24 protein-coding genes are annotated in these 26,960 nt (G+C 69.6%); 8 read left to right on the forward strand and 16 right to left on the reverse strand.

From position 1 onward, the window contains the following. Nucleotides 1-954 (forward strand): SGNH/GDSL hydrolase family protein, encoded by a 954-nt coding sequence (locus tag ACAM51_RS11940; RefSeq protein WP_218297868.1) that lies wholly within the window; start codon nucleotides 1-3, stop codon nucleotides 952-954. A gap of 119 nt (nucleotides 955-1,073) precedes the next feature. Here ACAM51_RS11940 and ACAM51_RS11945 read toward each other — a convergent pair whose 3' ends face one another. The 3 genes from ACAM51_RS11945 to dacB form a co-directional block, all read right to left on the reverse strand. Next, entirely contained in the window at nucleotides 1,074-2,372 is a 1,299-nt protein-coding gene (locus ACAM51_RS11945) for a lipase family protein (protein WP_218341784.1), read from the reverse strand. Between the two features lie 132 nt (nucleotides 2,373-2,504). Then, nucleotides 2,505-2,774, reverse strand: a complete 270-nt coding sequence (locus tag ACAM51_RS11950) for a SemiSWEET transporter (RefSeq protein WP_218297870.1) — start codon at nucleotides 2,772-2,774, stop codon at nucleotides 2,505-2,507. A gap of 71 nt (nucleotides 2,775-2,845) precedes the next feature. After that, nucleotides 2,846-4,318: a D-alanyl-D-alanine carboxypeptidase/D-alanyl-D-alanine-endopeptidase gene (gene dacB, locus ACAM51_RS11955; protein WP_369643635.1), complete on the reverse strand. Its 1,473-nt coding sequence runs from the start codon at nucleotides 4,316-4,318 to the stop codon at nucleotides 2,846-2,848. A 100-nt stretch (nucleotides 4,319-4,418) separates the two neighbouring features. Here dacB and ACAM51_RS11960 point away from each other — a divergent pair, with 100 nt between their 5' ends. The 5 genes from ACAM51_RS11960 (at nucleotide 4,419) to corA (ending at nucleotide 8,710) form a co-directional block, all read left to right on the forward strand. Continuing rightward, nucleotides 4,419-5,417, forward strand: coding sequence for a DMT family transporter (locus ACAM51_RS11960; protein ID WP_369643636.1), 999 nt, complete (start codon nucleotides 4,419-4,421; stop codon nucleotides 5,415-5,417). Between the two features lie 31 nt (nucleotides 5,418-5,448). Next, nucleotides 5,449-6,189 (forward strand): tRNA (adenosine(37)-N6)-threonylcarbamoyltransferase complex dimerization subunit type 1 TsaB, encoded by a 741-nt coding sequence (gene tsaB / locus ACAM51_RS11965; RefSeq protein WP_369643637.1) that lies wholly within the window; start codon nucleotides 5,449-5,451, stop codon nucleotides 6,187-6,189. A 22-nt stretch (nucleotides 6,190-6,211) separates the two neighbouring features. Continuing rightward, complete coding sequence (rimI, locus tag ACAM51_RS11970; protein ID WP_218297874.1) at nucleotides 6,212-6,691, forward strand: ribosomal protein S18-alanine N-acetyltransferase; 480 nt, start codon at nucleotides 6,212-6,214, stop codon at nucleotides 6,689-6,691. Nucleotides 6,692-6,718: 27 nt separating this feature from the next. Further along, the gene (locus tag ACAM51_RS11975; protein WP_369643638.1) at nucleotides 6,719-7,525 is read left to right on the forward strand and encodes a uracil-DNA glycosylase family protein; all 807 of its coding nucleotides are present in this window, start codon (nucleotides 6,719-6,721) and stop codon (nucleotides 7,523-7,525) included. A 198-nt stretch (nucleotides 7,526-7,723) separates the two neighbouring features. Continuing rightward, nucleotides 7,724-8,710 (forward strand): magnesium/cobalt transporter CorA, encoded by a 987-nt coding sequence (gene corA / locus ACAM51_RS11980; RefSeq protein ID WP_218297876.1) that lies wholly within the window; start codon nucleotides 7,724-7,726, stop codon nucleotides 8,708-8,710. A gap of 198 nt (nucleotides 8,711-8,908) precedes the next feature. Here corA and ACAM51_RS11985 read toward each other — a convergent pair whose 3' ends face one another. The 8 genes from ACAM51_RS11985 to ACAM51_RS12020 all read right to left on the reverse strand — a co-directional run bounded on the left by ACAM51_RS11985 (nucleotide 8,909) and on the right by ACAM51_RS12020 (nucleotide 18,973). Then, the gene (locus ACAM51_RS11985; protein ID WP_369643639.1) at nucleotides 8,909-9,676 is read right to left on the reverse strand and encodes a 5'-methylthioadenosine/adenosylhomocysteine nucleosidase; all 768 of its coding nucleotides are present in this window, start codon (nucleotides 9,674-9,676) and stop codon (nucleotides 8,909-8,911) included. A 130-nt stretch (nucleotides 9,677-9,806) separates the two neighbouring features. Then, on the reverse strand, nucleotides 9,807-11,486 hold the full coding sequence (locus ACAM51_RS11990; protein ID WP_218297878.1) for a long-chain-fatty-acid--CoA ligase: 1,680 nt from the start codon (nucleotides 11,484-11,486) through the stop codon (nucleotides 9,807-9,809). A 91-nt stretch (nucleotides 11,487-11,577) separates the two neighbouring features. Beyond that, nucleotides 11,578-12,990: a Re/Si-specific NAD(P)(+) transhydrogenase subunit beta gene (pntB, locus tag ACAM51_RS11995; protein WP_369643640.1), complete on the reverse strand. Its 1,413-nt coding sequence runs from the start codon at nucleotides 12,988-12,990 to the stop codon at nucleotides 11,578-11,580. Nucleotides 12,991-13,024: 34 nt separating this feature from the next. Then, nucleotides 13,025-14,626 carry a Re/Si-specific NAD(P)(+) transhydrogenase subunit alpha gene (locus tag ACAM51_RS12000; RefSeq protein WP_369643641.1) on the reverse strand — a complete coding sequence of 534 codons (1,602 nt, stop codon included), beginning with the start codon at nucleotides 14,624-14,626 and terminating at the stop codon, nucleotides 13,025-13,027. A gap of 63 nt (nucleotides 14,627-14,689) precedes the next feature. Then, a complete protein-coding gene (locus tag ACAM51_RS12005; RefSeq protein ID WP_369643642.1) occupies nucleotides 14,690-15,241 on the reverse strand; it encodes a hypothetical protein in 552 nt (183 codons plus the stop codon). A 491-nt stretch (nucleotides 15,242-15,732) separates the two neighbouring features. Continuing rightward, nucleotides 15,733-16,797: a class II fructose-bisphosphate aldolase gene (gene fba, locus ACAM51_RS12010; RefSeq protein ID WP_218341778.1), complete on the reverse strand. Its 1,065-nt coding sequence runs from the start codon at nucleotides 16,795-16,797 to the stop codon at nucleotides 15,733-15,735. An 80-nt stretch (nucleotides 16,798-16,877) separates the two neighbouring features. Then, entirely contained in the window at nucleotides 16,878-18,269 is a 1,392-nt protein-coding gene (locus ACAM51_RS12015; RefSeq protein WP_369643643.1) for a histidine kinase dimerization/phospho-acceptor domain-containing protein, read from the reverse strand. Then, complete coding sequence (locus ACAM51_RS12020; RefSeq protein ID WP_218297884.1) at nucleotides 18,266-18,973, reverse strand: response regulator transcription factor; 708 nt, start codon at nucleotides 18,971-18,973, stop codon at nucleotides 18,266-18,268. Before ACAM51_RS12020 ends, ACAM51_RS12015 begins: the two co-directional genes overlap by 4 nt. An 88-nt stretch (nucleotides 18,974-19,061) precedes the next feature. On the opposite strand from ACAM51_RS12020, the gene ACAM51_RS12025 reads away from it, so the two are divergent. Then, nucleotides 19,062-19,814, forward strand: coding sequence for a phosphatase PAP2 family protein (locus ACAM51_RS12025; protein ID WP_369643644.1), 753 nt, complete (start codon nucleotides 19,062-19,064; stop codon nucleotides 19,812-19,814). Between the two features lie 45 nt (nucleotides 19,815-19,859). On the opposite strand, the gene pyk is transcribed toward ACAM51_RS12025, so the two are convergent. After that, entirely contained in the window at nucleotides 19,860-21,296 is a 1,437-nt protein-coding gene (pyk, locus tag ACAM51_RS12030) for a pyruvate kinase (protein ID WP_218297886.1), read from the reverse strand. Nucleotides 21,297-21,375: 79 nt separating this feature from the next. Next, complete coding sequence (locus tag ACAM51_RS12035; RefSeq protein ID WP_369643645.1) at nucleotides 21,376-22,863, reverse strand: MFS transporter; 1,488 nt, start codon at nucleotides 22,861-22,863, stop codon at nucleotides 21,376-21,378. Between the two features lie 168 nt (nucleotides 22,864-23,031). Here ACAM51_RS12035 and ACAM51_RS12040 point away from each other — a divergent pair, with 168 nt between their 5' ends. Then, nucleotides 23,032-23,928, forward strand: coding sequence for a LysR family transcriptional regulator (locus ACAM51_RS12040; RefSeq protein ID WP_218297887.1), 897 nt, complete (start codon nucleotides 23,032-23,034; stop codon nucleotides 23,926-23,928). A 30-nt stretch (nucleotides 23,929-23,958) separates the two neighbouring features. Here the strand turns inward: ACAM51_RS12040 and ACAM51_RS12045 are convergent, their stop codons facing one another. From ACAM51_RS12045 to ACAM51_RS12055, 3 genes are read right to left on the reverse strand one after another with little or no spacing between them, the layout of a single operon-like run. Then, a complete protein-coding gene (locus ACAM51_RS12045) occupies nucleotides 23,959-24,747 on the reverse strand; it encodes a CPBP family glutamic-type intramembrane protease (protein ID WP_255594946.1) in 789 nt (262 codons plus the stop codon). 22 nt (nucleotides 24,748-24,769) lie between these two features. After that, entirely contained in the window at nucleotides 24,770-26,167 is a 1,398-nt protein-coding gene (locus ACAM51_RS12050) for an aminopeptidase P N-terminal domain-containing protein (RefSeq protein ID WP_218297888.1), read from the reverse strand. Further along, nucleotides 26,164-26,910 (reverse strand): nucleotidyltransferase family protein, encoded by a 747-nt coding sequence (locus ACAM51_RS12055; RefSeq protein ID WP_218341806.1) that lies wholly within the window; start codon nucleotides 26,908-26,910, stop codon nucleotides 26,164-26,166. The genes ACAM51_RS12050 and ACAM51_RS12055 overlap by 4 nt, the downstream gene beginning before the upstream one ends. Between the last annotated feature and the right edge of the window lie 50 nt (nucleotides 26,911-26,960).

The following is a 26,960-nucleotide window of genomic DNA, read 5'->3' on the forward strand; positions in this document are numbered from 1 at the left end:
ATGGCAGCAAATTGGATGCGCCGCACCGTTCTGGTCGCCGCATGTGCGTCGGCCGCGTTGCTTGCGGCCTGCGGTTCAAGCACCACCGAATCGGCCATCACGCCCGAGCGCTTCATCGCGTTCGGCGATGCCAACAGCGACGTGGGGCAAAAGGGAACGCGCTACACCGTCAATGACGGCAGCGTGAACAACTGGACCCTGCAGGTGGCCGCCAGCTACGGCAAGCCCCTCACGGCCGCCTCGGCGGGCGGCAAGAGCTACGCGGTGGGCAACGCCCGCGTCAAGGCCAAGCCCGACGCCGCGGGCAACGCCAGCACCCCCACCATCACCGAGCAGATCGATACTTTCCTGGCCAGCGGCAGCTTCGCGGCCAACGACGTGGTGATCCTGAGCGGCGGCATCAGCGACGTGATCGCCGGCATGGCCGCCGTGCAGGCAGGCACCCAGACGGAAGCCGCCATGGTGGCCGCAGCCCGCCAGGCCGGTGAGGACATGGCCGCGCAGGTGCGCCGCCTCGTCGCCGCGGGCGCCAAGTACGTGGTGGTGACCGGCACCTATGACCTGAGCAAGACCCCCTGGGCCAAGGCCATCCGCCGCGAGGCGCTGCTGACCGACGCCAGCAGCCGCTTCAACGACGGCCTGCTCGTGGGCATCGTGGACCTCGGCGCCAACGTGCTGTACGTCGATTCCGCCTACTACGTGAACCTGTACACGAGCGTGCCCGCCAACTACGGTTTCAACAACGCCACGACGCCCGTGTGCACCTCCGTGGACGCCGCCAACGGCATCGGCATCGGCGCGGGCCAGGTCAACTCGGCCCTGTGCACCCCCTCGACGCTGCTGGCGGGCGCCAACCAGGCCTCCTACGTGTTCGCCGACCCGGTGTACCTCACCCCTTCGGCACAACGCCAGTTCGGCACCTACGCCCATGACCGGCTGAAGGCGCGCTGGTAACCCGCCTGCGGGGTGGCGGCGCTCGTGGAGCGCGCCACCGGGAGGCACAAAAAAGCCGACCCCAGGGTCGGCTTTTTGCTGTGCGCCCTGCCCTGGGCGGGCAGGGCGGATGCCTTTGCCTACTTGACGGTGTCAAACACTGCACGGGCCTGTGCATGGCAGAAGGGTGGCTCATACGTGCCGTGGTAGGCGGCGTAGTAGGTCGCGAATGCGGCCGATGCCGGATCGGTGGGGGCCTGGCCGCCCGGGCCGAAGGTGGCCTGGATCGCGGCATCGACGTCCACCGACGCCACGTTGGTCAGGCCCCGGCTGTCGAAGTCGGCCTTCATGATCCGCTGGTGGATGGCGGGCGGCACCGTGGGGTCGCCCGCCCCGCCGCACAGCAGCACGCGGGCCTTGGGGTTCCAGCCCAGCAGGTCGTTCTTCTTGGCCGCCAGGTACAGGGGGTGGGTGGTGCTGGTCTGCGAGCCCGTGATGAAGGCGGGCTGGAACAGCGCATCACGCGCCTGGTTGGGCGTGCCCGCGGGCAGGGTGCCCGAGGTGACCAGCGTGGTGTAGGTCAGCGTGGGGTGGGGCAGCAGGGTCTCGATGTAGCCCGAGTACGGCGCCTTGAAGACCTGCTTGACGTCCGTGTAGACATCGCCATAGACCTTCTGCCAGGCCGTCACCAGGTACGGAACGAAGAACTGCACGCCCGCGATGGCGTCCGGGATGCGCAGCGAACCCGACAGGTTGTAGGGGCCCGCCAAGTGGGCGCCGGCCACCACGTTGAATTCATTGCCGTAGTCGCGCTCCGCGGAGCGGTGCGCCGCCATCGACGAGTGCCCGCCCTGCGAGTAGCCCGTGAACATGACCTTGCCCGACAGATTGGCGCCCACGGTGCCCGCCGCGTTGCGGGCGGCGCGCACCGAGTCGATGACCGAGGTGGCTTCCGAGTCGGCGTGCAGGTAGGGGTGGTAGCTGTAGCCCGACTTGGCAAACCCCAGGTAGTCGGTGGCCACCACGGCATAGCCCTGGGCGGCGTACATGGCAGCGAGCAGGAAGGTTTCGCTGTCCTGCGGATTGGCCAGGGTGCGGGGCTTTTGCACGTCGGTGCCCTTGGCATAGGCGACCAGCGGCGCGGCGGTGCTGCAGCTGCCCGCGGGCACGAGCATCACGCCGGAGGCGTTGGTGCTCTCGCCCCCCTTGGCGCCCGCGGTGGCGTAATTGAGCGCAACCACCTTCACGTCGCATTTCGCCTTGCCGGTGATGGCCTGCAGGCCGCTGCTGGAAGTGCCTGCGTCGATCTGCGCGGCCGTCAGCGTGGTGAGCACCGCCGGGGGATCGATCAGCGCGCCGCGGGCGGGATCGTCGGAGCCACCGCAGGCAACAAGCAGGACCGCGGCGGCGGCGACACAGGTAAGGCGGAAATACGTCATGAATGGATACCTCAGGTCTGGAAGGAACGACGCATCGTGCGCGCACCTGCACTGCACCATCCATAGGGGATAACGCGGACCGCACCGGGCGCGCAGACGCCTAGGCGACAGCGTGCCGCCACGGGCCGGCGGTCAGTGCCCGCCGCCTGCCCCGTAGGCCACCTTCATTCCCAGGATCGTCCCCGCCAGCGCGAGCGTGATGGCATTGGCCACCACGATGGGCCAGGCCGCCAGGGTCAGCCCATAGACCAGCCACAGCGCCACGCCCGCCGTGAACACGCTGTACATGCCCAGCGAAATGCCGCGGACATCCCGCGTGCGGAAGGTGTGCAGCGCCTGCGGCACGAAGCTGCAGGTGGTCATGGCGGCGGCAAGGTAGCCGATGAGCTCGGTCGTGGGCATGGGGCGGTGGTTCCGGAAACCTGTTCGAAGCGAAGGCCCGGGCGCGCGGGGCCGGGGCAACGCCGGATTATTCACTGGTCACGCGCCGCCCAGTCGACCAGGCTGTCCAGCACGGGCCGCGCTGCGCCGGCATTGGCATGGTTGACGACCGCCACCAGCACATAGCGCCGGCCGCTGGCCGCGTGCACGTAGCCCGCCACGGCCATCACGTCGCGCAGGCTGCCCGTCTTGAGGTGGGCCACGCCCGCGCGGCTCTGGCTGCGGCGCAGCGTGCCGTCCACGCCGGAGATGGGCAGCGAGGCCACGAGCTCCGGCATCACGGGCGAGGCCCAGGCCACCTGCAGCATGCGCGCCAGCGCCTGCGCGGTCAGGCGGGCGTCCCGGCTCAGGCCCGCGCCGTTGTCGGCCAGGGGCAGTTCCGCATCGCCCATGCGCGCGAGCCACCACTGGCGCAGGGCCTCGCGGGCACCGTCGAAGGTGGCCACACCGTTCCTTTGCAATGCCAGCGTGAGGAAGACATGCTGCGCCATCACGTTGTTGCTGTATTTGTTCACATCGCGCACCACCTCGGCCAGGGGGGGCGAGGTGGCCACGAAGGCGGGCTTCAGGCCGGCCGGCACCTTGCCCTCGCGCACGCTGCCCGTGAGCTTGCCGCCCAGTTCGCGCCACATGCCTTCCACCGCGCGCGCCGCAAAGCCGCGCGGGTCGGCCGCCGCCACGGGCCACACGCGTTCGCCGCAGGCGGCCGGGTACACCCCCTGGAAGACCACCTTGGCGGGGTCGGCCAGCTCCGCGCGCAGGGCGCCACGCCAGTCTCCGCACTCGGTGCCCGGCGCCGCCAGCGCCACGGTGGGCTGGCGCGACACGCCCGCCAGGGGCGGGTCGTACTGGATGCGGGCCAGCCCGCCGGCTGCGTCGGGCACGAAGGTCATCACCGAGGACTTGTAGTTGAGCAGCAGCGCGTCGGGCGCGGCGTTGTACGGGCGCAGGGGCTCGCCGTCAAAGCGCGCCGGGTCGTGGTCGGGCACATCGAAGGCGGTGCGGTCGAGCACGATGTCGCCCACGATGACCTGGATGCCCTGGCCCTGCAGGCGCCGCATCAGCAACCACAGGCGCTCCATCACGAGCTTGGGGTCGCCCTGGCCCTGGATGTAGACATTGCCGCGCAGGCTGCCCTCCTGCACCGTGCCCTGCACGTAGACCGGGGTGTTCCACACATAGGCGGGGCCCAGCTGCTCCAGCGCCGCGTAAGTGGTTACCAGCTTCATCACCGACGCCGGGTTGACCTGGGCCTGCGCGCGGTGCGAAAGGCGCGCCGCAGCGCGCCCGCCCTGGGCATCCACGACCACCACCGACAACGCCTCGCGCGGCAGCCTGGCGCGCTGCAGGGCCGCCTCGACTTCCGGGGGCAACGAAACGGGTGCGGGGGTGGCGGACTGCGCCCCGGCGGCGCCGGCGGCCCCCGCCAGGACAAGCGATGCCGCGCAGCAGCGCACGGCATCCCGCAGCGCATTCCAGCGCCAGGCAACAGGAAGAGAAAACATGGCGGAAGTCTATCGCCCGGCGCCAGGGGCGGCCTCTGCCCCGGCCCCGCCGGCAAGCCGCGCGCCAGCGCTGGCGGCGGCAGGCACCGATAATCCCCCGATGCGCTTTTCTCCTCGTGCCATGGGCCTGCTGGCGGCGGTCGTGACCGTCACCATCTGGACAGGCTTCATCGTCATTGCCCGCGCCTCGGCCCAGCGCACGCTCACCCCGTTCGACATCGCGCTGCTGCGCATCACCGGCGCCAGCCTGGTGCTGCTGCCCTGGGGCTGGTGGATGGTGCGGCGGCGCACGGCGGCGCAGGGCGCGTCCGCCCCGCCCTCCAGCCTGGGGGGCATCTCGCCCCTGCCGCTGCGCACCACGGCCCTGCTGGGCATCTTCGGCGGGCTGCTGTACGCCATGCTGGCCTACGCGGGGTTCTTCCATGCGCCCGCCACCCACGCGGCCGTGCTGATGCCGGGCAGCCTGCCGCTGTGGACGGCGCTGCTGGCCGCCGCGCTGCTGCGCGACCACATCACCCCGCTGCGTGCCGCGGGCCTGGCCTTCATCGTGGCGGGCGACCTGCTGGTGGGCGGCCGCAGCCTGCTGGCGGCCTTCTCGGGGGGCGACGTGTGGAAGGGCGACCTGCTCTTCATGATGGCGGCCGCGAGCTGGGCCACCTACAGCGTGCTGGCCCGGCGCCACGCGGTGGACGCCGTGCAGGCCACCATCGCGATCACGGCGTTTGCCTGCCTGGTCTATGTGCCCGGCTATGCCCTGCTGACCACGCTGGGCGCCGTCACCAGCCACCTGGCGCTGGCGCCCTGGAGCGAGATCGTCTTTCACATGGTGTTCCAGGGCGGCGGCTCGGTGGTGATCTCGGGCATCGGCTTCACGCGCATGATCCAGCACTATGGGCCCGTGCGCTCCACCATGATCACGGCGCTGGTGCCCGGCCTCTCGGCCATCGGTGCCGTGGTGTTCCTGGACGAGCCGATGTACTGGAACCTCGTCACCGGCCTGCTGCTGGTGACTGCCGGTATCCTGCTGGGCGTGCTGCGCAGGAGCCCGGCGGGCCCGGCCGCCACCGCCACGCCCGCCCCTGGCCACACCGCCTCCTGACCTCCTTTTGCCGCGCAAACCCCCAGGCCCCATGAATCTGCTTGCCTTCGACACCAGCACCGACACCCTCTCCATCGCGGTACAGCAGGGCGATGCCGTGTGGCATCACACAGGCCCCGGGGGCGCGCAGGCATCGGCCACCCTGATCCCGGCGGTGCGCAGCCTGATGGCGCAGGCCGGCGTGTCGTTCGACACGCTCGAGGCCATCGTGTTTGGCCGGGGGCCGGGTTCCTTCACCGGCCTGCGCACCGCTTGCGCCGTGGCCCAGGGGCTGGCGTTTGGCGCACACGGGGGCCACGGCGTGCCGGTGCTGCCCGTGGACACCCTGCTCGCGGTGGCCGAGGAGGCGCGCCACGCGCAGGGCTGCACGCGCGTGGTGGCGGTGCTGGACGCGCGCATGGACGAGGTCTACCACGCGCGCTGCGAATGGCGGGCCCCCGAGGCACGCTGGCAGGCCGACGCCGACTTTGGACTGGGCGCGCCGGAATCCGTGCTGCCGCCCCCGGGCTGGACGGTGGCGGGCAATGCGCAGGCCCCCTACGGCGACCGGCTCGCGCCCGATGCCCCCCATGTGGCCGCGCTGCCCACGGCCGGCGCGCTGCTGCGCCTGGCCCCTGCGCTGCTGGCCGCCGGCCACGGCGTGCCGGCCCGCGATGCGCTGCCGCGCTATATCCGCGATAAAGTGGCGCAAACCACCGCCGAACGTGCCGCCCTGCGCGCCGCCCAGGCGGCAGCCAACCCGCAGGAACCCGGGGTTGGCGCGTCCCAGTGAACCTTGTCCTGGCCACCACCGCATGAGCGCCCTGCCCACCCCGCCCGCCCGCGCCCTGGAAGCGCGCTTTGAAACCCTCACGCTCGCGCGGCTCGACGCCGTGCTGGCGGTGGAGCAACGCGCCTATTCGCACCCCTGGACGCGCGGCAACTTCACCGATGCGCTGGCCTCGGGCTACCAGGCCCAGCTGCTCATGGCCGGCGACCATCTGCTGGGCTACTTCGTGGCGATGCTGGGCGTGGACGAAGTGCACCTGCTCAACATCACCGTCACGCCCGAATTCCAGCGCCAGGGCTGGGCGCGGGTGCTGCTTGATGCGCTGGCCCTGTGGGCACGCGGACGGGGCGCGCAGTGGCTGTGGCTGGAGGTGCGCGTGAGCAACCTGCGCGCGCAGCACATCTACCAGGCGCACGGATTTCGCCGCGTGGGCGAACGCAAGCGCTACTACCCCGCGGCCGAGGGCCAGCGCGAAGACGCCGTGGTCATGAGCCTGCCCCTGTAACCCGCAAGAACCACCCACCCCGCCCGTATGAGCCTCCACCTCGATGCGCGACAGCGCGCCATGCTGCAAGAAATGGGCGTCACCGTGTGGGGCCCGCCACAGGCCGTGGCGGTGGCGGCGCCAGCCGCGCAAGCAGCGGGCGCCACAGCAGCCCCCGGCACCGATCGCCCACCGGCGCGGCCCGCCCTGGTGGCCGCCACGACAGCCCCGGCCGCCGCCCCCGACCGCGCGGCGCCCCCCACCCCGCCCCGGGTGCCCGCGCGCGCTGCACCGGCGCCAGCGCAGGACACGCCGCCCTCCACCCTCTCCGCCGCGACGGCCCCCGTCGCCCCGGCCCTGAGGCTGCACGCGCCCCAGCCGCTGTACCCCCTGGCCGATCCGGCGCAGGCGCCCGCCGGGCTGGGCCCGGGCTGGCTGATCGTGGCCGAATGCCTCACCCCCGACGACCCGCTGGGCGGCGACGCAGGCCGCCTGCTCGACAACATGCTGCGCGCCATGCAACTGCACCGGCATCCCCGCGTGTTCCTGGCCGCGCTGGAGCGCCCCGCCCCCGGCACGCAGGCGAGCGCGGACATCCAGGCCACGCTGGCCGAGACCGTGGCATCGCTGCAGCCCGCCCTGGTGCTGGTGCTGGGCCATGTCGCGGCGCGCGTGGCGCTGGGCCGCGCCGAACCGCTGGGCCGCCTGCGCGCGGGGCCACACGCGCTGGGCGGGTGCCCCGCCGTGGTGACCTACGACCCCGCCTTCCTGCTGCGCTCGCAGGAGACCAAGGCCGCCGCCTGGGCCGACCTGTGCCGGGCACTGGCCATCGTGCGCCAGGCTTCATCCACCTGACCACGGCGGGCGCGGGCTTTTGCCACGGGCCCGCCGCGGCGGCAGTGCCATAATCCGCCGCCTGTCCATTTTTTACGGAGAAAGCTCCTTGGAAACCTACCCGAGTTGGTAGCTTTCAGCTCCCCGGCCTGCCTGCTGTGGGGTTGAAAGCACCCGATCCCCCACACCGCAGATGCCACACAACAAGGGAGTGAGCCCATGCTCAACATCTTCACGCTCGCCAATGGCCGGCTGTTCCAGGAAGAAATCGAGTCCCTGGAAGAGCTGACCCGCTTCCAGCCGATCTGGGTGGACCTGGAAGCCCCCACCCTCGAAGAAAAGCGCTGGATCAAGCAGCATTACGGCCTGTCCATCCCCGAGGATGCGATGGACGAGGACATCGAGGAATCCGCCCGCTTCTACGAAGAAGACAACGGCGAGCTGCACATCCGCAGCGACTTTCTGATCGACGACGACGAAGACCCGCGCTCGGTGCGGGTGGCCTTCATCCTGAACCAGCACAACGCCAACCTCAAGAGCCGGGGCGTGCTGTTCTCCATCCACGACGAGGACGTGCCGGTGTTCCGCCTGCTGCGCATGCGCGCGCGCCGGGCCCCTGGCCTCATCGAGGACGCCAAGGAAGTGCTGCTCAAGCTGTTCGACGCCGACGCCGAATACTCGGCCGACACGCTCGAAGGCATCTACGACGAGCTGGAAAAGGTGAGCACCCAGGTGCTGGCCGGCGACGTGACCGACGCCCGCGCGGGCGAGGTGCTGGCCGCCATCGCGCGCCAGGAAGACTTGAACGGACGCATCCGCCGCAACGTGATGGACACCCGCCGCGCCGTGAGCTTCATGATGCGCAGCAAGATGCTCAACTCCGAGCAGTTCGAGGAAGCCCGCCAGATCCTGCGCGACATCGAGTCGCTGGACAACCACACGGCGTTTTTGTTCGACAAGATCAACTTCCTGATGGACGCCACAGTCGGTTTCATCAACATCAACCAGAACAAGATCATCAAGATCTTCTCGGTGGCCAGCGTGGCGCTGCTGCCACCCACGCTGATCGCCAGCGTGTACGGCATGAACTTCAAGTTCATGCCCGAGCTGGAGTGGAGCTACGGGTATGCCTACGGCATCCTGCTGATGATCGCCAGCGCGGTGGGGCCGATGTGGTACTTCCGCAAGCGGGGCTGGTTGAAGTAGCCCCCCTGTGGCGCTGCGCGCCTTCCCCCCCGAGGGGGGACGCCTCCGGTGGACCGGCGAAGCCGGATCCACGGTGGCGCTGGCACGGGGGAGCGCCAGTTTCACGGCGCGGCGACCGATGATCTACGGCCACGCATGAAAATATCCAATCAAGATAGCCCCTAGCGCTTATCCAATAAGCGTGAGTAGCTATCAATTTTATAGTTTTTGCAAAAACGCCAGCACCATGTGTTCGGCGTAGCGGCTGGCCACGGTCGTGACGAAGAGGGGGAAGTCCGCGTGGGCGGTGTCGTCGGCACGGTCGGAGATGGTGCGCACGGCGGCGAAGGGGATGCCGTAGTCGTGGCACACCTGGGCGACGGCGGCGCCTTCCATTTCCACGGCCAGCACGTCGTGGCCGGCGTCGCGCAACGTGGTGCGCAGACGGTGGGCTTCATCGGCTGCGGAAACAAAGCGGTCCCCGCTGGCCACCAGGCCGTGGTGTGCGCGGTGCAAGACACCTTCCAACGCATCTGTTGCGTCAGTTTTCAAGCGAAATTGGCCGCTGGTGCTTGATACACAAGCGCTGGCCGCTTCCAGAAGCAGAGCAGACAATACAGTGTCGCATGCCAGGCGGCTGCGCGTGTAACCCGGGATCTCCCAGCGAGGGAACAGGGGCGAGGCATCCATGTCGTGCTGGAGGTAGTCCTGCGCCACCACCACGTCGCCCACGTTCACGCCATCGCCCACACCGCCCGCCACGCCGGTGAAGACGATGCGCGCCACGCCGAAGCGCTCGATGAGCGCCGTGGCCGTGGTGGCCGCCGCCACCTTGCCGATGCCCGAGAGCGCCAGCACCACCGGCCGGCCGCACAGGTCGCCGCGCCAGAAGAAACGGCCGGCATGCACCAGGCGCTGGGGGTGCGACAGGTGCGGGACCAGCGAGCTTTGCTCTTCGGGCAAGGCGCTGAGGATGGCGGTGGTCATGGCCTACGAAACCGACACGTCCCATACCAGCGGACGCCGTGGAACTGGCTTCGCCAGGCCGCTGGCGTCGTCCCCCTTCCCGGCGCGAGCCGAGAGAAGGGGGAAGCCGCGAAGCGGCTCAGGGGGATGGTCATTTCTTGTCGCGCAGCTCGCGGCGCAGGATCTTGCCCACGGGCGTCTTGGGCAGCTCGGTGCGGAACTCGATGACCTTGGGCTGCTTGTAGCCCGTGAGTTCAGCGCGGCAGAACTCCTTGACCTGCGCTTCGGTGAGCGCGGGGTCCTTCTTGACGATCACAAGCTTGACGGCCTCGCCGGTCTTCTCGTCGGGCACGCCCACCACGGCGCATTCGAGCACGCCGGGGCAGTTGGCCACGACTTCTTCGACCTCGTTGGGGTAGACGTTGAAGCCGCTGACGAGCACCATGTCCTTCTTGCGGTCCACGATCTTGAAGAAGCCGCGCTCGTCCATGACGCCGATGTCGCCGGACTTGAAGAAGCCGTCGTCGGTCATGACCTTGGCGGTTTCATCGGGGCGCTGCCAGTAGCCGGCCATCACCTGCGGGCCCTTGATCGCGATTTCGCCGGGCTGGCCGAGGGTGGTCACCTCGCGGCCGTCGTCGTCGAGCAGCTTCATCAGGGTGCCGGGGAGCGGCACGCCAATGGTGCCGGTGAACTCCTTGGCGGTCACGGGGTTGCAGCTGACCGAGGGGCTGGTCTCCGACAGGCCGTAGCCCTCGCAGATGGGGCAGCCGGTCTTCTCCAGCCACAGCTTGGCCACGGCGCCCTGCACGGCCATGCCGCCGCCCACCGAGACCTTGAGGTTCTTCCAGTTGACGGTGTTGAAGTCGGGATGGTTGGCCAGGCCGTTGAACAGCGTGTTCACGGCCGGGAAGCTGTGGAAGGTGTGCTTGGACAGCTCCTTGAGCACGGCAGGCAGGTCGCGCGGATTGGGGATCAGGATGGTCTTGCCGCCCGTGCGCATGCTCAGCATCATGTTCACGGTGAACGCGAAGATGTGGTACAGCGGCAGCGCGCAGATGCTGGTCTGCTGCTCGCCCGCGGGCACCTTCTTCATCACCGGGTCGTTCCATGCCTCGGACTGCAGCACGTTGGCGATCACATTGCGGTGCAGCAGCACCGCGCCCTTGCTCACGCCGGTGGTGCCGCCGGTGTATTGCAGCAGCGCGATGTCGTCGGGCCGGATGTCGGGCTTCTTGAGGGTGCCGCGCGTGCCCTGGGCCACGGCGTCATTGAAGCGCACGGCGCCCGGCAGGTTGTAGGCGGGCACCATCTTCTTGACGTTGCGCACCACGTAGTTGACGAGCGCGCCCTTGAGCAGGCCCAGCTGGTCGCCCATGGCGCACAGCACCACATGCTTGACGGGCGTGTTGGCAATGCAGCTTTGCAGCGTGGTGGCGAAGTTCTCGATGATGACGATGGCCTTGGCGCCCGAATCCTTGAGCTGGTGCTCCAGCTCGCGCGGGGTGTACAGCGGGTTCACGTTGACCACCACGAAGCCCGCGCGCAGGATGGCCGCGACCGTGACGGGGTACTGCGGCACGTTGGGCATCATGATGGCCACGCGGTCGCCCTTGACCAGGCCCAGGCCCTGCAGGTAGGCCGCGAACGCACTGCTCAGGGAGTCGGTCTGGGCATAGGTCACTTCCTTGCCCATGAAGCTGTAGGCCACGCGGCCCGCGTACTTGGTGAACGCCTCGTCCATGAGGGCCACCAGCGACGGGTATTGCGCGGTGTCGATGTCTGCGGGGACGCCTTGCGGATAGGCAGCCAGCCAGGGGCGATTCGTCATTTTTTGTCTCCTGATAAGTTTTATTGAGGCCGTGAGACCGTGCTGATTTTTTCAGCACGGTCGTGCTTTTTTCGCGGTGGAATTATGCCCGTCACCCCTTGAGCGCGGAAAGAACTTCGTCGAGCATTTTCTTGGCGTCGCCAAACAGCATGCGGTTGTTGTCCTTGTAGAACAGGGGGTTGTCCACGCCCGCATAGCCCGAGGCCATGGAGCGTTTCATCACGATCGAGGTCTTGGCCTTCCACACTTCCAGCACCGGCATGCCGGCGATGGGGCTGGACGGGTCGTCCAGCGCGCTCGGGTTCACGATGTCGTTGGCGCCGATGACCATGGCCACGTCGGCATTGGGAAAGTCCTCGTTGATCTCGTCCATCTCCATCACGATGTCGTAGGGCACCTTGGCCTCGGCCAGCAGCACGTTCATGTGGCCGGGCATGCGGCCCGCCACGGGGTGGATGGCAAAGCGCACATCCACGCCTTTTTCGCGCAGGGTCTTGGTGATCTCGTACACCGTGTGCTGGGCCTGGGCCACGGCCATGCCGTAGCCGGGCACGATGATGACGCTCTTGGCATCGCGCAGCAGCTCGGCCGTCTCGGCGGAGCTGACGGGCACGGCCTCGCCTTGCGGCTCGGTTGCCTCGCCCTTCTTGGCCGGTGTGCCAGCGCCCGAGCCGAAGCCGCCCGCGATCACGCTGATGAAGTTGCGGTTCATCGCGTTGCACATGATGTAACTCAGGATGGCACCCGACGAGCCCACCAGCGCGCCCGTGACGATGAGCAGGTCGTTGGACAGCATGAAGCCCGTGGCCGCCGCTGCCCAGCCCGAGTAGCTGTTGAGCATGGACACCACCACCGGCATGTCCGCGCCACCGATGGCCATCACCATGTGGATGCCGAACAGCAGCGCGATCGCCGTCATCACCATCAGCGGCACCATGCCTTGTTCAATGGTCTCGGCGCGCAGGAACTCACGGCCAAACCAGATCACGACCAGCAGCGCGGCCAGATTCATCCAGTGGCGGCCGGGCAGCAGCAGCGGCTTGCCACCGATCTTGCCGTTGAGCTTGCCAAAGGCGATCAGCGATCCGCTGAACGTGACCGCGCCGATCAGGATGCCGACATAGATCTCCACTTCATGAATGATCTTCTCCGCGCCCTGCAGCTGGATCGAGGTATCGACGTAACTCGCAAACCCCACCAGGCAGGCCGCCAGGCCCACCAGGCTGTGCATGAGCGCGACCAGCTCGGGCATCTGGGTCATCTTGACGACCTTGGCGGCATACAGGCCGATGCCGCCGCCAATGACCAGAGCGCCGACGATCCAGGCCACCCCTGCGGGGCTGACGCGCGGGCCGAACACCGTGGCCAGCACGGCCAGCGCCATGCCGACCATGCCGAACAGGTTGCCCCGGCGCGAGGTTTCGGGGTTGGAGAGCCCGCCCAGGCTCAGGATGAACAAAATGGCCGCGCCCAGGTAGGCGACGGTGGCGAGACTTGGGGACATGTTCTGTGCTCCTCGTGTTCTTGTTGTGATGGAGTTACTTGCGGAACATGGCCAGCATGCGGCGCGTCACCGCAAAGCCGCCGAACATGTTGACGGCCGTGAGCACCAGCGCGGCAAACGCCAGCCACAGGATGAGCCCATCCGGGCGCCCGTTGACACCCGCATCGGGCGGCGCGATCTGCACCAGCGCGCCGATGGCGATGATGCTGGAGATGGCGTTGGTCACGCTCATCAGTGGCGTGTGCAGCGCGGGCGTGACATTCCACACCACCATGTAGCCGATGAAGCAGGCCAGCACGAACACCGTGAAGTGCCCCAGGAAGGCCACGGGCGCATAGGCGCCGATGGCCCAGAACAGCACGGCCAGCACGGCAAAAACGATGGTCAGCGTCTTGGCGGACATCGGTGCGCCCGGGCCATGGCTGGATTTCTTGGCGGCCACAGGAGCCGCTGCGGCCTTGGGTGCCGGCACAGGGGCCTGTTTGAGCGGTGGCGCAGGCCAGGTGATCGCCCCATCCTTGACCACGGTGAGGCCGCGGATCGCGTCGTCCTCCATGTTGACCACGGCCACGCCGTCCTTGGCCTTGCACAGCTCTTCCGTCAGGCGCAGCAGGTTGGTGGCGTACAGCGTGGACGACTGCTTGGCCAGGCGCGAGGCCAGGTCGGTGTAGCCGACGATGGTCACGCCATGGCGCACCACTGCCTGGCCGGGCACGGTCAGTTCGCAGTTGCCGCCCTGCTCGGCGGCCATGTCCACGATCACGCTGCCGGGCTTCATGCTCTGCACCATCTCGGCCGTGATGAGCTTGGGCGCGGGCTTGCCGGGGATCAGCGCGGTGGTGATGATGATGTCCGCATCCTTGGCCTGGTCGGCGTACATCTTGCGCTGCGCAGCCTGGAAGCCCTCGCTCATGACCTTGGCGTAACCGCCGCCGCCCGAGCCTTCTTCCTCGTAGTCCACCTTGACGAACTCACCGCCCAGCGACTTGACCTGGTCCGCCACCTCGGCACGTGTGTCGTTGGCGCGCACGATGGCGCCCAAGTTGGCCGCCGTGCCAATGGCCGCAAGACCCGCCACGCCAGCGCCCGCGATGAACACCTTGGCCGGCGGCACCTTGCCTGCCGCCGTGATCTGGCCATTGAAGAAACGGCCAAAGGCGTTGGCCGCCTCGATGACAGCGCGGTAGCCACTGACGCCTGCGGTGGAGGTCAGCGCATCCATCTTCTGGGCGCGCGAGAGCGTGCGCGGCAGGCAGTCGATGGCCAGCACCGTGGCCTTGCGTGCCGCCAGCTGCTGCATGAGCTCGGGGTTCTGGGCGGGCCAGATGAAGTCGATGAGCGTCGTGCCCTCACGCATCAGCGCCACTTCCTCGCTGCTGGGCGGGCGCACCTTGAAGACGATGTCCGATGCAGCCCACAGCGCGGCAGCGTCGCCCACGACCTGGGCCCCGGCGGCACGGTAGGCGTCGTCGCTGAAGTTGGCGGCCTCCCCTGCCCCCGACTCCACGGCAACCGCGAAGCCCAGCTTGATCAGCTTCTCCACCACATCGGGCACGGTGGCCACGCGCTTTTCGCCAGGGAAAGTTTCCCTTGGCACGCCAATGCGCTGCGGCTGCGGGACTGGGCTTGTCTGCATCAGAGGTCTCCTCGAGTTTCGTAATCGTTATGCAAGGCCGCCAGGCAGGGGAGGGCTGGCGCGCTAGCGTCTGGAAGGGGGCGCGGGAAACGGGAACGGCGGAATGGCCAGGTGGCCATCCATCATGCCGGCGCTCAGGCGCACGGCCTGGGCCAGGTCATGGGCCCACTGCTGGAGGGGCAGGCCCGCGGTCAGGAATTCTTCGTTGCTGCGCGGCCGGACGCTGAGCAGCCGCTGGTCCACCAGGGCATCCACCGCCACCCAGACACCCGCTTCGGTGACGTAGCGGTAGCCCACATGCGCGTAGGGAGTGCTCAGCGCGATCTGGCGGCTGGCCATCCACTGGACCAGGTCGGGCCGGTTCTTTTCGAGCCACCTGGGGCTGCTGGCCCAAAGCTTGAAGCGCAGGCAATCGGCGCGCACGGGGCTGCCGTCCGCGGGATCCTTGACCACGACGTCCTGTTGCGGCGGGCAGTACCCCACCCCTTGCGGAGACCCACGCAGGTCGCCCGTGCGGTTTGTCTGCACCCGCAGCGCGGCCAGCCATTCACCTTGCGCACCCCGCAGCCCCACCGCACGGGTCTGGAGCTGGGTACGGCCTGCGGGACCGGACATGGCTTCTTCGGAAGTGCCCAGGTCTTGCCACGCCCCCGGCGGCAACACCAGACGGGCCCGGCCGACGGGATATTCGGACTTGGGGGGAACGGTCAGGGGCGCGCACGCCACCGTGAACACCGTCACAGCCAACACAGGCAACAGCCGCCGGAACTTTGAAATTGTCAGAGTCATAGAGAAAGGTTCATACGAATTCGCCTTCAATCATCCCACGGCACCCGAGTCCGTCCATCGACGGCTTCTGCCATGCAACAACCAGCTCGGTGTAGCTGGTGAGAAATGTGTTGAACGCGCCCTGGTATCGGACACTTCTTGCGGCGCTGCCGGTGGGCAAGCTGACCGCGAGCTTACATGAAGAAGATCTTGTCGCTGTCACCTTTATCTGCTGTAGAGGGAACTCCCCAGTCTCTGCATGCAGACAGGCAAAAAAAAGCCTGGCAGCACAACGCAACCAGGCTGGGCAGCGGCCCCGCAGGGCCTCGTGCCAACGATCAGTTCACCACTTGCGCCAGAGTACCCGCGGCGTACTGGGCCGCCACGGCCTGCAGGCTCAGGCCCTTGATCTTGCTGCCCTGGCCTTCGCAGCCGAACTCCAGGTAACGCTGCTTGCACACCTGCTTGGCGGCCTCGCGGGCGGGCTTGAGCCATTCGCGGGCATCGAACTTGTCGGGGTTCTCGGCCAGGAACTTGCGCACCGCGCCGGTCATGGCCAGGCGGATGTCGGTGTCGATGTTGATCTTGCGCACGCCGAACTTGATGGCTTCCTGGATCTCCTCGACCGGCACCCCGTAGGTTTCCTTCATCTTGCCGCCGTACTGGTTGATGATGGCCAGCAGTTCGGCGGGCACCGACGAGGAGCCATGCATCACCAGGTGGGTGTTGGGAATGCGCTTGTGGATTTCCTTGACCCGGCTGATGGCCAGGATGTCGCCGGTGGGCTTGCGGCTGAACTTGTACGCGCCATGGCTGGTGCCGATGGCGATGGCCAGCGCGTCGAGCTGGGTGGCCTTGACGAACACGGCGGCTTCCTCGGGGTCGGTCAGCATCTGGCTGTGGTCCAGCTTGCCTTCGGCGCCGATGCCGTCTTCCTCGCCAGCCTCGCCGGTTTCCAGGTTGCCCAGGCAGCCCAGCTCGCCTTCGACCGTGACACCCACCTTGTGGGCCATCTCCACGACCTTGCGCGTCACGTCGACGTTGTACTCGAACGATGCCGGCGTCTTGCCGTCTTCCATCAGGGATCCGTCCATCATGACCGAGCCAAAGCCCAGGTCGATGGCGCCGGCGCACACCTTGGGCGAGGTGCCGTGGTCCTGGTGCATCACCAGGGGGATGTGCGGGAAGGCCTCGACGGCGGCCTGGATCAGGTGCTTGATGAAAGGCTCGCCCGCGTACTTGCGCGCGCCAGCGCTGGCCTGCAGGATGACCGGCGCGCCCACTTCGTCGGCGGCGGCCATCACGGCCTGGACCTGTTCCAGGTTGTTGACGTTGAAGGCAGGGATGCCGTAGCTGTGGGCGGCGGCATGGTCGAGCAGTTCGCGCATCGAAACGAGGGGCATGGTCGTAGGGTCCGTTGAAGGTTGGAGGAAGGCGCTGTCAGCCTGGCAGTGCGGTGGTAACCGCTTGGTAACCCGTGATTTTAACCGGGGGGCGCGGACGGCGGCAGGGGCAAATCCAACCGGAAACAGGTGGTAAAGGGCGCGGGGGCCGGTGCCGCGCCGAACTGGCCGCCGTGGATGTCCGCCACCCGCCGCAGGATCTCGTGGCCCAGGTGCAGGCTGTCGGAGGTGCCCCTCGCTCCCCCGGAGGCGGGAGCATCGCCAGGGCGCCGGGCGCCGTCGTCGCACACCTGCAGCCATGCACCCGCCCCGTCAGACGCCCCCACCTGCACCGCGATGTGCGTGCCTTGCGGCGTGTGCTTGAGCGCGTTTTCCACCAGATTGCGCGCGGCGATGTCCAGCAGCAGCACATGCCCGGACACCCAGAGCTCCGGCGGGGCCGACAGCGCCATGTCGTCGCCCCGCTGCCACGCCGCCTGCGCGTAGTCGGCGCAGACCTGGCGGGCCACGGCGCACAGGTCCACCGGCGCCTTGGCCTCGTGCAGCTCAGCCCGGCTCGCGCGGGCCAGGGCCAGCAGCTGGTTGAGCACATGGCCGGCCCGCAGGGCATCCTGGCCGATGCGCGCGATGGCCTGCGCCCTGGCACCGGCCTCCAGGTCTCCGGCCAGGGCGCTGGCCTGCAGCGCGATGGAGGACAGCGGCGTGCGCAGCTCGTGGGCGACTTCGTTGGCCAGCCGCCGCTCGCGCACCAGCGCCGCCTGCTGGCGGTCCAGCAAGGTGTTGATGGAGGCGACCACCGACTCGAATTCGCTCCACGCATGGCGCGAGGCCAGGCGCGGCGCGCTGGCGGGGTCGAGGGCGGCCACGTCGGCCGACAGGGCATACAGCGGCCGCAAACCCCGCCACAGGGCCAGGCCCAGCGCGAGCGACACCACGGGAAGCAGCCAGAGGCCGGGCTCGATCATCTGCTCGGCGATGTCCTGCGCGAGTTCATCGCGCTCGCGCAGCTCCAGCAGCACCATGATCTTGCGCATCCGCGCGGCGTCCCATTGCGAGAAGCTGCGCCACACCGTCCCGTCCGGCCCGAGCGCCATGTTGGCGAATCCCTCGACCTCGCCAAAGGCCGGCGCCGGCGCGGTGCCGCTGTGATGGAGCATGCGGCCCTGCGCGTCCCACTGCACGACGCTGAGGGACTGCTGGTAGTCGTGCGACTTGAGCCAGGGCGTGGGGGCGCGCTGGGTGACCTGCGGCCCCTCGGCGGCCTCGGTCGCACGCAGGTTCAGCAGCAGGGCGGCCACGCTGGCCAGGTGCCCGTCGGTCAGTTCGTCCGCCTCGTGCACCCCCGTCTGGTAGCCGATGAACACGAAGCTGCCCCACACCAGCGCCAGCGCTCCAAGGCACCACAGCAGCAGCTGGCGCGTCAGGGACGGCCGGCGAACACGGGCCGCAGAGGCCGCAGGAGAATCACTCATTCTGCGGGCTCCTGGGGCATGAAATAGCCCACGCCGCGCATGGTCTGGATGCACGCGCTGCCCAGCTTGCGGCGCAGGTGGTGGATGTGGACCTCCACCGCGTTGCTCTCGATGGCCGCGTCCCAGCTGTACAGGCGCTCCTCGATCTGCTGGCGCGAGAGCACGCGCCCCCGCGCTTCCAGCAGCACCAGCAGCACCGAAAACTCCCGCGGCGACATCTCCACCGCCTTGCCGCCCTGGTGGACGGTCCGCGCAGCGGGGTCCATTTCGATGTCTGCGTAGCGGATGGTGGGGGACGCCCGGCCGGCGGCCCGGCGGAGCAGGGCCCGCAGGCGCGCGTCCAGCTCATCGATATCGAAGGGCTTGGCCAGGTAGTCGTCGGCGCCCTGGTCCAGCCCCGCGATGCGCTGGTGCACCTGGTCACGGGCGGTGACGATGAGCACGGGGGTGGACGGATCGGGCAGCCCCGGAGCCGCGGCGGCAGCGCCCGGGGCCGGGCTCAGCCGCAGCCGCCGGAGCAATTCGCCGCCGTCTCCGTCGGCCAGCCCCAGGTCCAGCAGCACGGCATCAAAGCGCTCGGCGCGCAGCGCGCTCCACGCACTGGCCACGCCATCGCACACGTCCACCGCGTAGCCGCGCTGGTGCAGGTTGGCACGCAGCCCGCTGGCGATGCCGGCATCGTCTTCGACAACGAGTATTCGCATGCGGCGATTGTCGCCGGGCCCGGCGCCCCCGGACCAGCCGCTGCCCGCCATTAAGGCGGTGTTAAGTGCGGCCTTCTATGGTCCGGGCATGCCATCTTCGCCTTCCCATCCCCATCCCTTCCCGGCCCGCCATCGATTCCTGCTCCTGTGGACACTCGGCCTGCTGGCCGCCGTGGTGGCCTGGGACGCGGGGGGGCAAGACATTCCGCTCGCCCGTGCATTTGGCTCGGCCACGGGATTCCCCCTGCGGGAGCAGTGGTTCTTCGTGCACGTGCTCCATGAAGGCGCACGCCGCCTGGCGTGGCTGCTGGTGCTGCTGCTCGTGGTGGGCGTGTGGTGGCCGCCGCGCGGGGTGCTGCGGCGCATCGATACCGGCGAGCGCCTGCAGATGGCCCTGAGCGCGCTGCTGGCGCTCGCGGTGGTGAGCATCGCCAAGAACCTGAGCGACACGAGCTGCCCCTGGGACCTCGCGGAGTTCGGCGGCGTGGCGCGCTATGCGTCCCACTGGGCGCTGGGCGTGGCCGACGGCGGCGGCGGGCGCTGCTTTCCGGCGGGCCATGCCTCGGCCGGGTTCGCCTTCATCGGCGGCTACTTCGCGCTGCGCCGCAAGGAACCCGCGGCGGCGCGCTGGTGGCTGGCCGCGGCCGTGGCGGCGGGCCTGGTCCTGGGCGGCGCCCAGCAGGTGCGCGGCGCGCACTTCATGAGCCACACGCTCTGGACAGGCTGGCTGTGCTGGGTGTCGGGCTGGCTGTGCGACCTGGGGTTTCAGAAACTGGCGCGGCCCCGCCCGGCCGATGCCGGGGAGCAGGGCCTGCCAGGGCACGGCGCCCCGTCCCAGTGAAGCCGGGTGCGGGGTGAGGCGGCGTCGCCGCTCCGGCGGCCGCGCTCAACTCGCCACGCAGATCTTCAGCATGTTGGTGCCGCCGGGGGCGCCCATGGGCTCGCCGCAGGTGATGGCGTAGACATCGCCCTTTTGCACGATGTTGCGGCTCTTGAGGTGGCGCTCGGCCTGCTCCAGCGCCGTGTCGCGGTCTGCGCTGGTGTCCATGAGCAAGGGGCGCACGTTGCGGTACATGGCCATCTTGCGCTGCGTGGCGACCTTGGGCGTGAGCGCATAGATCGGGATGTCGATGCTGTGCCGGCTCATCCACAGTGCCGTCGCGCCGCTGTCGGTCATGGCCACGATGGCCTTGGCGCCCAGGTGGTGGGCCGTGAACAGCGCGCCCATGGCGATGGACTGGTCGATCCGGCCGAAGGTCTGGCCGGTGAAGTCGGCGTCGAGCTGGTGGTCTTCGGCCGCCTCGGCCGCCGCGCAGATGGTGGCCATTTCTTCCACCGTCTCGAGCGGGTAGCGGCCGGCGGCTGTCTCGGCGCTCAGCATCACGGCGTCGGTGCCGTCCAGCACGGCGTTGGCCACGTCGCTCACCTCGGCGCGCGTGGGCACGGGGTTGGTGATCATGCTTTCCATCATCTGCGTGGCGGTGATCACGACCTTGTCCTGTTCGCGCGCCATGCGGATCATCTTCTTTTGCAAGGCGGGCACGGCCGCGTTGCCCACTTCCACGGCCAGGTCGCCGCGCGCCACCATGATGCCGTCGCTCACGCGCAGGATGGCTTCCAGGTGCGGGATGGCCTCGGCGCGTTCGATCTTGGCGATCAGGCCCGGCTTGTGGCGGTACTCGGACGCGGCCACGTTGCACAGCTGGCGCGCCATTTCCATGTCGGTCGCGTTCTTGGGAAAGCTCACCGCCACATAGTCGGCCTGGAAGCTCATGGCCGTGCGGATGTCTTCCATGTCCTTGGCGGTGAGGGCCGGTGCCGTGAGGCCCCCGCCCTTCTTGTTGATGCCCTTGTTGTTGGACAGCTCGCCGCCCACCTTGACGGTGGTGTGCACCTCTTCGCCGCGCACCGCATCCACGGTGAGCACGATCAGCCCGTCATTGAGCAGCAGCAGGTCGCCCGCCTTCACGTCGCGCGGCAGTTCCTTGTAGTCCAGCCCCACGCCGTCGATGTCGCCCAGCTCCGTGCGCGAGGCGTCGAGCACGAACTTGGCGCCCGATTCCAGCTGCACCTTGCCCTCGGCGAACTTGCCCACGCGGATCTTGGGGCCCTGCAGGTCGGCCATGATGGCCACTTCGCGGCCCGCGCGCTGGGCCGCGGCGCGCACCGTCGCGGCGCGGTCGATGTGGTCCTGCGCCTTGCCGTGGCTGAAGTTCAGCCGCACCACGTTCACCCCCGCGCGGATCATGGCCTCCAGCAGTGCCGGGTCGCTCGATGCGGGGCCCAGGGTGGCAACAATCTTGGTGGCGCGGCGGGTAGGCATGGGCTTGTCTCTTTCTGTGGGTATGTAATCGAATTTCAATTCTCACACGAAGCGGTTACATGCCGATTACCAGCCGCCCTCAGCCGATGCCCGGAGGGCATCCTTGGCGCCTGCGCGCACGGCTGCCCAGCATGAGGGCCATGGCCCCCACCATCAGCAGCGCGGCGGCCGTGAACGTGGCCCGCATGCCCGCCACCATGGGCATCCCTGAAGCCCCCACGGCATGCGCCAGCGCCGCGCCCATCGCGAACACGGCCCCCATGGCGGAAGCTCCCGTGATGAGCCCCAGGTTGCGCGACAGGTTGAGCAACCCCGCCACGACACCCCGCGCGCCCGGTTCTGCGTGGGCCATGACCGCGGTGTTGTTGGCCGCCTGGAACAGGGCATAGCCCGCCGTCAAGACCGCCAGCGGGACGACATAGCCCGGCACGCCCCATGCGAGCGGCGCCAGCGCCAGGCCGGCGCACCCGGCCAGCATGGCGGCGAGCCCGGCCAGCCCCATGGAATGCGCGCCCAGCCTGTCCACGGCCCTGCCCGCGGGAAGGCCCACCAGCGCGGACACCAGCGGGCCACACGACATGGCGAGCCCGACCTGCGCGGCACCGAGCCCCAGCGCCCCCGACAGATAGAACGGCCCCACCACCAGCGTCGCCATCACCACCGTGGTCACGAGGGTGGTGGTGGCCAGGCCCGCGCCCAAGCCGGGGAGGCGCAACACCGACAGCCGGACCAGGGGCGCGGCCACGCGCGCCTGGGCCCACACGAACAGGCATGCCCCCAGCACCGCAAGGCACAGCAGCGCCCCGTTCAGCAGGCCCCAGCCGCCCCGCCCCATCGTCATGGCCAGCGCGTAGGCCGCCAGCGCGAGGGCCAGCAGCACCGTGCCCAGGGGGTCGAACCCGGGCCTCTCCCCTGCGGCCTGGCGGTCCGCCGGCAGGTGGCGGCGCACCAGCAGCAGGCCCAGGGCGCCCAGCGGCAGGTTGATGAGAAAGATCATCGGCCAGCCGGCCTGGGCGATCAGCACACCGCCCAGCGTCGGCCCCAGGGCCGTGCCCACGGCGGACATGGTGCCCAGCAGGCCCATGGCGCTGCCCGCCCGGTCCTTGGAGACGGTCTCGCCCACGAAGGCCATCGTGAGCGCCATCATCGCGGCCGCGCCCAGCCCCTGCAGCGCCCGGGCGGCGACCAGGAGCCCCAGCGTGGGGGCCGCGGCGCACAGGGCCGAGGCCCCCGTGAACAGGGCCAGCCCCGCCAGCAGCAACCGCCGGCGGCCCACCACGTCGCCCAGCCGGCCCACGCCGACCACGGCCGTGGTGATGGCCAGCAGGTAGGCCAGCACCACCCATTGCACTTCCTGAAAGGGCACGTCCAGCGCCTGCGCCAGCGTGGGCAAGCCGACGTTGACGATGCTGGTGCCCAGCGAGGACAGCAGCATGGACAGCGCAAGGCTCGCCAGCGCCCACCGGCTGTCCGAGGGGCCGGTGGCCTGCGGCCCGCCCGCGGCAGGCTGGGGCGGCAGGGAAAAAGTCGCTTGCGGGGGAATAGCGGTGCGGGTGGGGGGTGTCATGGCGGAGGGTCTCCTCGGGAGGCGATGGTTCGCGGGTGCCCGGTCGGCGCCCCTGGAAAACCAGCCACTCCAGCGTAGCTAGGCACGTGGCCCGGCGGAAGACGCAGCATTTGCATTCCATACATGCACCAGACGCCATGCCACGGACCGGCGTGCTATGGTCCCGCCATGCCGCGGCCTGATCTCAACCTGCTGGTCACCCTGGATGTGCTGCTTGCGGAAGGCAACGTGGCGCGGGCCGCCGAGCGCCTGCACCTGAGTCCTTCCGCGATGAGCCGGGCGCTCGCCCGGCTGCGCGACACCACCGGCGACCCGCTGCTCGTCAGGGCCGGGCGCGGACTGGTGCCGACGCCACGCGCACTGGAGCTGCGCGACAAGGTCAGCCAGCTCGTGCAGGACACCGAGGCCGTCCTGCGCCCCGCATCGGCGTCCGACCCCGCCCAATGGGCCCGGTCTTTCACGCTGCGCTGCAGCGACGGCTTTGCGGAGAACTTTGGCCCCGGCCTCCTCGCCCGCGTGGGCGAGGCCGCCCCCGGGGTGCGGCTGCGCTTCGTGCAGAAGACCGACAGGCACAGCGCCCCGCTGCGCGATGGAACCGTCGACCTGGAGACCGGCGTGGTGGGCGACGCCATGGGCCCCGAGGTGCGGGCGCAGGCCCTGTTCCGCGACCGCTTCGTGGGGGTCGTGCGCGCGGGGCACCCGCTGTGCGCGGGCGAGATCACGCCGGCCCGCTATGCGGCCGGCAGGCATGTGCTCGTGTCGCGGAAGGGGCGGGACCGGGGGCCCGTGGACGATGCCCTCGCGCCCCTGGGCCTGGCGCGGCAGATCGCCACCGTGGTGGGCGGCTTTTCCACCGCGCTGGCGCTGGCGCGCGGCTCCGACCTGGTTGCCACGGTTCCCGAACACCACACCGGCAACCTGCGCGCCGGCATGTCCAGCTTTGCACTGCCCGTCCCGGTGCCGCAGATCACGGTGTCGCTGCTGTGGCACCCCCGGCTGCAAGCCGATCCCGCGCACCAGTGGCTGCGCGGGCTGGTCCGGGAAGTGTGCGCCGAGCTTCGCTGACGCGCGCCCCCGCACGGCCGCACGCAGCGGTCAGACGAAGGGATGCGACAGGGCGTGCGCCAGCACATGGGCCAGGATGGCGGCCTCCAGCCCATGCCGGGCATAGAGCCATCCCGCCACCAGCCCGAAGGCGGTGTTGCCCACCAGCACGAACGCCACCACGGAGGGGGTGAGCACCCCGGCCATGGCCTGCGCGGCAGGCAGATGCCCCAGCGCAAATAGCAGGGCGCTGGCCACCACGGCGGCCGCCACGATGCCACGGCCCGGCGTGCCCTGGCCGCGCTGCACGAAGCGCCAGCCCAACCACAGCAGCAGGCTCATCACGCCCCAGCGCACCAGCAGTTCCTCGGAAATCCCGCCATAGAGCAGCTTGACCCCCAGGGATGCGGCACCGGCCGGGTCGGAGGGCCTGAGCGCCTGCGGCGCCACCAGCGAGAGGCCCCACAGCCACAGTGCGCCCGCGAGCCCGCCCACAAGCCCCGGCGCCCACTGGCGCCGGAAGGGCCCGGCCACCGGCTGGCCCTGCAGCCAGGCCGACACGGCAGGCGCCGCCAGCCCCACGCGGGGCGCCAGCGCCACACCCAGTGCCACGCACAGGGCCAGCAGGACCGCGGTCTGCAGGCCGCTGAGCAGCACCATGGCCCACAGCGGCAGCGGCAGCAAGGCCTGGTGGGCGGCCAGGGGCGGGACCAGCGCCCACACCACGGCCACGACGCCCGGCAGGCCCAGCAGCCACAGCGCGGCACCCAGGCGCCACTTCTGCGCGCGGGGGGAGCGCGTGGCAAGGTGCGCGGGCACGGCGGTATCAGAAGCCATCATGGACCCTGGCCATCCCTCGGCCTCAGCCGCGCATCAGCGCTTCGATCTCGTCGGCCTTCACCGGCACGCCGCGCGTGATCAGCTCGCAGCCCGTCTCGGTGACGATGGCGTCGTCCTCGATGCGGATGCCGATGTGGTGGAACTGCTCGGGCACCCCGTCGGCCGGCCGCACGTAGATGCCGGGCTCGATGGTGAGCACCATGCCCGGGCGCAGCACGCGGCTGGGGCGGTTGGTGATGGTCTCGCCCGACAGCGGGTCCTTGCGCTCGCTCACCGCCCCGACCTCATCGGGTTCCACGTAGCTGCCGCAGTCATGCACGTCCATGCCCAGCCAGTGGCCCGTGCGGTGCATGTAGAACTGGAAGTAGGCGCGCGTGTCGATCACGTCCTGCGCGGTGCCCACCTTGTTCCTGTCGAGCAGGCCCAGGTCCAGCATGCCCTGCGCCAGCACGGCCACGGTGGCGTCGTGCGGGTCGTTGAAGCGCGCGCCGGCCTTGGTGGCCGCCACCGCCGCGTCCTGGCTGGCCAGCACCAGGTCGTACAGCGCGCGCTGCGGCCCGGTGAAGCGGCCGTTGGCCGGGAAGGTGCGGGTGATGTCGCTGGCGTAGCCGTCAAGCTCGCAGCCGGCGTCGATGAGCACCAGCTCGCCGTCGCGCACCGGGGCGGCGTCCGCGCGGTAGTGCAGCACGCAGGCGTTGGCCCCGGCCGCCACGATGGAGCTGTACGCCGGGTACTGCGAGCCCTCGTCGCGAAACGCGTGCAGCAGCTCGGCATCCAGGTGGTACTCGCGCACGTCCTGGCCGGCGCGCAGCATGCGGGCCGAGCGCTGCATGGCGCGGATGTGCGCCCTGGCGCTGATGTCGCTGGCGCGGCGCATGATGTCCTGCTCGTGCGCGTCCTTGATGAGCCGCATCTCGTCGAGCAGCGTGCACACATCGTTCTGCTCCGCCGGGCACAGCGCGCCGTAGCGCACGCGCGCGCGCACCGCGTTCAGCCACCCTTCCACCCGCGCTGCCAGGCCGCTGTGGATGGCAAACGGGTACCACACGCGGTGGCGGTTCTCCAGCAGGCGGGGCAGCTTGGCGTCCAGCTCGGCGATGGAATGGGCGGCTTGCACGCCCAGCGCCCCGGGCGCCGCAGCGGGGCCCAGCCGGTAGCCGTCCCAGATCTCGCGCTCCAGGTCCTTGGGCTGGCAGAACAGGGTGCTGCACCCGTCCTGCGCGACCACAAGGCATGCCCCCGGCTCGATGAAGCCGGTCAGGTAGTAGAAGTAGCTGTCGTGGCGGAACAGGAAGTCGGTGTCCCGGTTGCGCGGGCGCTCCGGCGCCGTGGGAATGATGGCGATGCCCCCCGCGCCCAGCTGGGCAGCAAGCCGCGCGCGGCGTTGGGCGTAGATGGAGGCAGGCACGGTGGTGTTCATGGACGGGCAGCAGAGAGAGAATTGAGTTCAGCCAGGCGCTCGGGGGTCCCCACATCGGTCCAGCGTCCGGTGTAGAGCTGTGCGCTGACCCGGCCATTGTCCATCGCGCGGCGAAGCAGCGGCGCCAGCGGGGCTTTGATGCCGTCCGGGTTGCCGGCCGGAATGTCGCACCAGGGCGCCGCGAACAGCCCGGCGCGCAGCAGGGCGATGGTGCTGTAGGTGTAGCGCGGCGCGGGGTCGTCGGCGGGCAGGTTCAGTGCCAACCCGTCCGCCGACAGCCCGAAGTCGCCGCGCAGGTTGTGCGCCGGATTGGGCACCAGCCACAGGTGGGCCAGGTGGCCGCTGGCCTCGAAGGCCGACACGGCGGCGCTGCCGAACACGAAGTCGGGCGCAAACACATCGCCCGCCGCCAGCCAGAACACGGGGCCCAACCGGGGCAAGGCGCGGGCGATGCCGCCGGCGGTTTCCAGTGCGCCTCCAAAGTCCACGCCTTCGTGCGAGTATGAAATGGATAGCTGCTTGCGCTTGTCCACCCGGCGCTGGAGGCCAAAAACATCGGAAAAGTGGTGGCTGATCTGCCCACCCAGCCATGCGGTGTTGATCACCACCTGCTCCACACCCGCTTCCTGCAGCGCCGCCAGGTGCCACTGCAGCAGCGGCTGGCCCTGCACCTGCAGCAGGGGTTTGGGGATGGTGTCGGTCAGCGGGCGCATGCGCTCGCCACGGCCTGCGGCCAGCAGCATGGCGGGGACCTGCCCCCCGGTGGCGGCGGCCGGCGCCGCGGCACCCGCGC

Source organism: Acidovorax sp. A79, from assembly GCF_041154505.1.
Lineage (GTDB): Bacteria > Pseudomonadota > Gammaproteobacteria > Burkholderiales > Burkholderiaceae_C > Acidovorax.

Bases quoted from the DNA above. Each gene is read 5' to 3' on its own strand.
- ACAM51_RS12040 (WP_218297887.1), top strand. From the start codon at position 23,032: ATGCCGCGGCCTGATCTCAACCTGCTGGTCACCCTGGATGTGCTGCTT.
- ACAM51_RS11985 (WP_369643639.1), bottom strand. From the start codon at position 9,676: ATGACCACCGCCATCCTCAGCGCCTTGCCCGAAGAGCAAAGCTCGCTG.
- ACAM51_RS11960 (WP_369643636.1), top strand. From the start codon at position 4,419: ATGCGCTTTTCTCCTCGTGCCATGGGCCTGCTGGCGGCGGTCGTGACC.
- ACAM51_RS12015 (WP_369643643.1), bottom strand. From the start codon at position 18,269: ATGAGTGATTCTCCTGCGGCCTCTGCGGCCCGTGTTCGCCGGCCGTCC.
- ACAM51_RS11990 (WP_218297878.1), bottom strand. From the start codon at position 11,486: ATGACGAATCGCCCCTGGCTGGCTGCCTATCCGCAAGGCGTCCCCGCA.
- ACAM51_RS12055 (WP_218341806.1), bottom strand. From the start codon at position 26,910: ATGCTGCTGGCCGCAGGCCGTGGCGAGCGCATGCGCCCGCTGACCGAC.
- pntB (WP_369643640.1), bottom strand. From the start codon at position 12,990: ATGTCCCCAAGTCTCGCCACCGTCGCCTACCTGGGCGCGGCCATTTTG.
- dacB (WP_369643635.1), bottom strand. From the start codon at position 4,318: ATGTTTTCTCTTCCTGTTGCCTGGCGCTGGAATGCGCTGCGGGATGCC.
- ACAM51_RS12035 (WP_369643645.1), bottom strand. From the start codon at position 22,863: ATGACACCCCCCACCCGCACCGCTATTCCCCCGCAAGCGACTTTTTCC.
- ACAM51_RS12020 (WP_218297884.1), bottom strand. From the start codon at position 18,973: ATGCGAATACTCGTTGTCGAAGACGATGCCGGCATCGCCAGCGGGCTG.
- pyk (WP_218297886.1), bottom strand. From the start codon at position 21,296: ATGCCTACCCGCCGCGCCACCAAGATTGTTGCCACCCTGGGCCCCGCA.
- rimI (WP_218297874.1), top strand. From the start codon at position 6,212: ATGAGCGCCCTGCCCACCCCGCCCGCCCGCGCCCTGGAAGCGCGCTTT.
- tsaB (WP_369643637.1), top strand. From the start codon at position 5,449: ATGAATCTGCTTGCCTTCGACACCAGCACCGACACCCTCTCCATCGCG.
- ACAM51_RS11940 (WP_218297868.1), top strand. From the start codon at position 1: ATGGCAGCAAATTGGATGCGCCGCACCGTTCTGGTCGCCGCATGTGCG.
- ACAM51_RS11975 (WP_369643638.1), top strand. From the start codon at position 6,719: ATGAGCCTCCACCTCGATGCGCGACAGCGCGCCATGCTGCAAGAAATG.
- ACAM51_RS12000 (WP_369643641.1), bottom strand. From the start codon at position 14,626: ATGCAGACAAGCCCAGTCCCGCAGCCGCAGCGCATTGGCGTGCCAAGG.
- ACAM51_RS11950 (WP_218297870.1), bottom strand. From the start codon at position 2,774: ATGCCCACGACCGAGCTCATCGGCTACCTTGCCGCCGCCATGACCACC.
- ACAM51_RS12050 (WP_218297888.1), bottom strand. From the start codon at position 26,167: ATGAACACCACCGTGCCTGCCTCCATCTACGCCCAACGCCGCGCGCGG.
- ACAM51_RS11945 (WP_218341784.1), bottom strand. From the start codon at position 2,372: ATGACGTATTTCCGCCTTACCTGTGTCGCCGCCGCCGCGGTCCTGCTT.
- ACAM51_RS12045 (WP_255594946.1), bottom strand. From the start codon at position 24,747: ATGATGGCTTCTGATACCGCCGTGCCCGCGCACCTTGCCACGCGCTCC.
- corA (WP_218297876.1), top strand. From the start codon at position 7,724: ATGCTCAACATCTTCACGCTCGCCAATGGCCGGCTGTTCCAGGAAGAA.
- ACAM51_RS12005 (WP_369643642.1), bottom strand. From the start codon at position 15,241: ATGTCCGGTCCCGCAGGCCGTACCCAGCTCCAGACCCGTGCGGTGGGG.
- fba (WP_218341778.1), bottom strand. From the start codon at position 16,797: ATGCCCCTCGTTTCGATGCGCGAACTGCTCGACCATGCCGCCGCCCAC.
- ACAM51_RS12025 (WP_369643644.1), top strand. From the start codon at position 19,062: ATGCCATCTTCGCCTTCCCATCCCCATCCCTTCCCGGCCCGCCATCGA.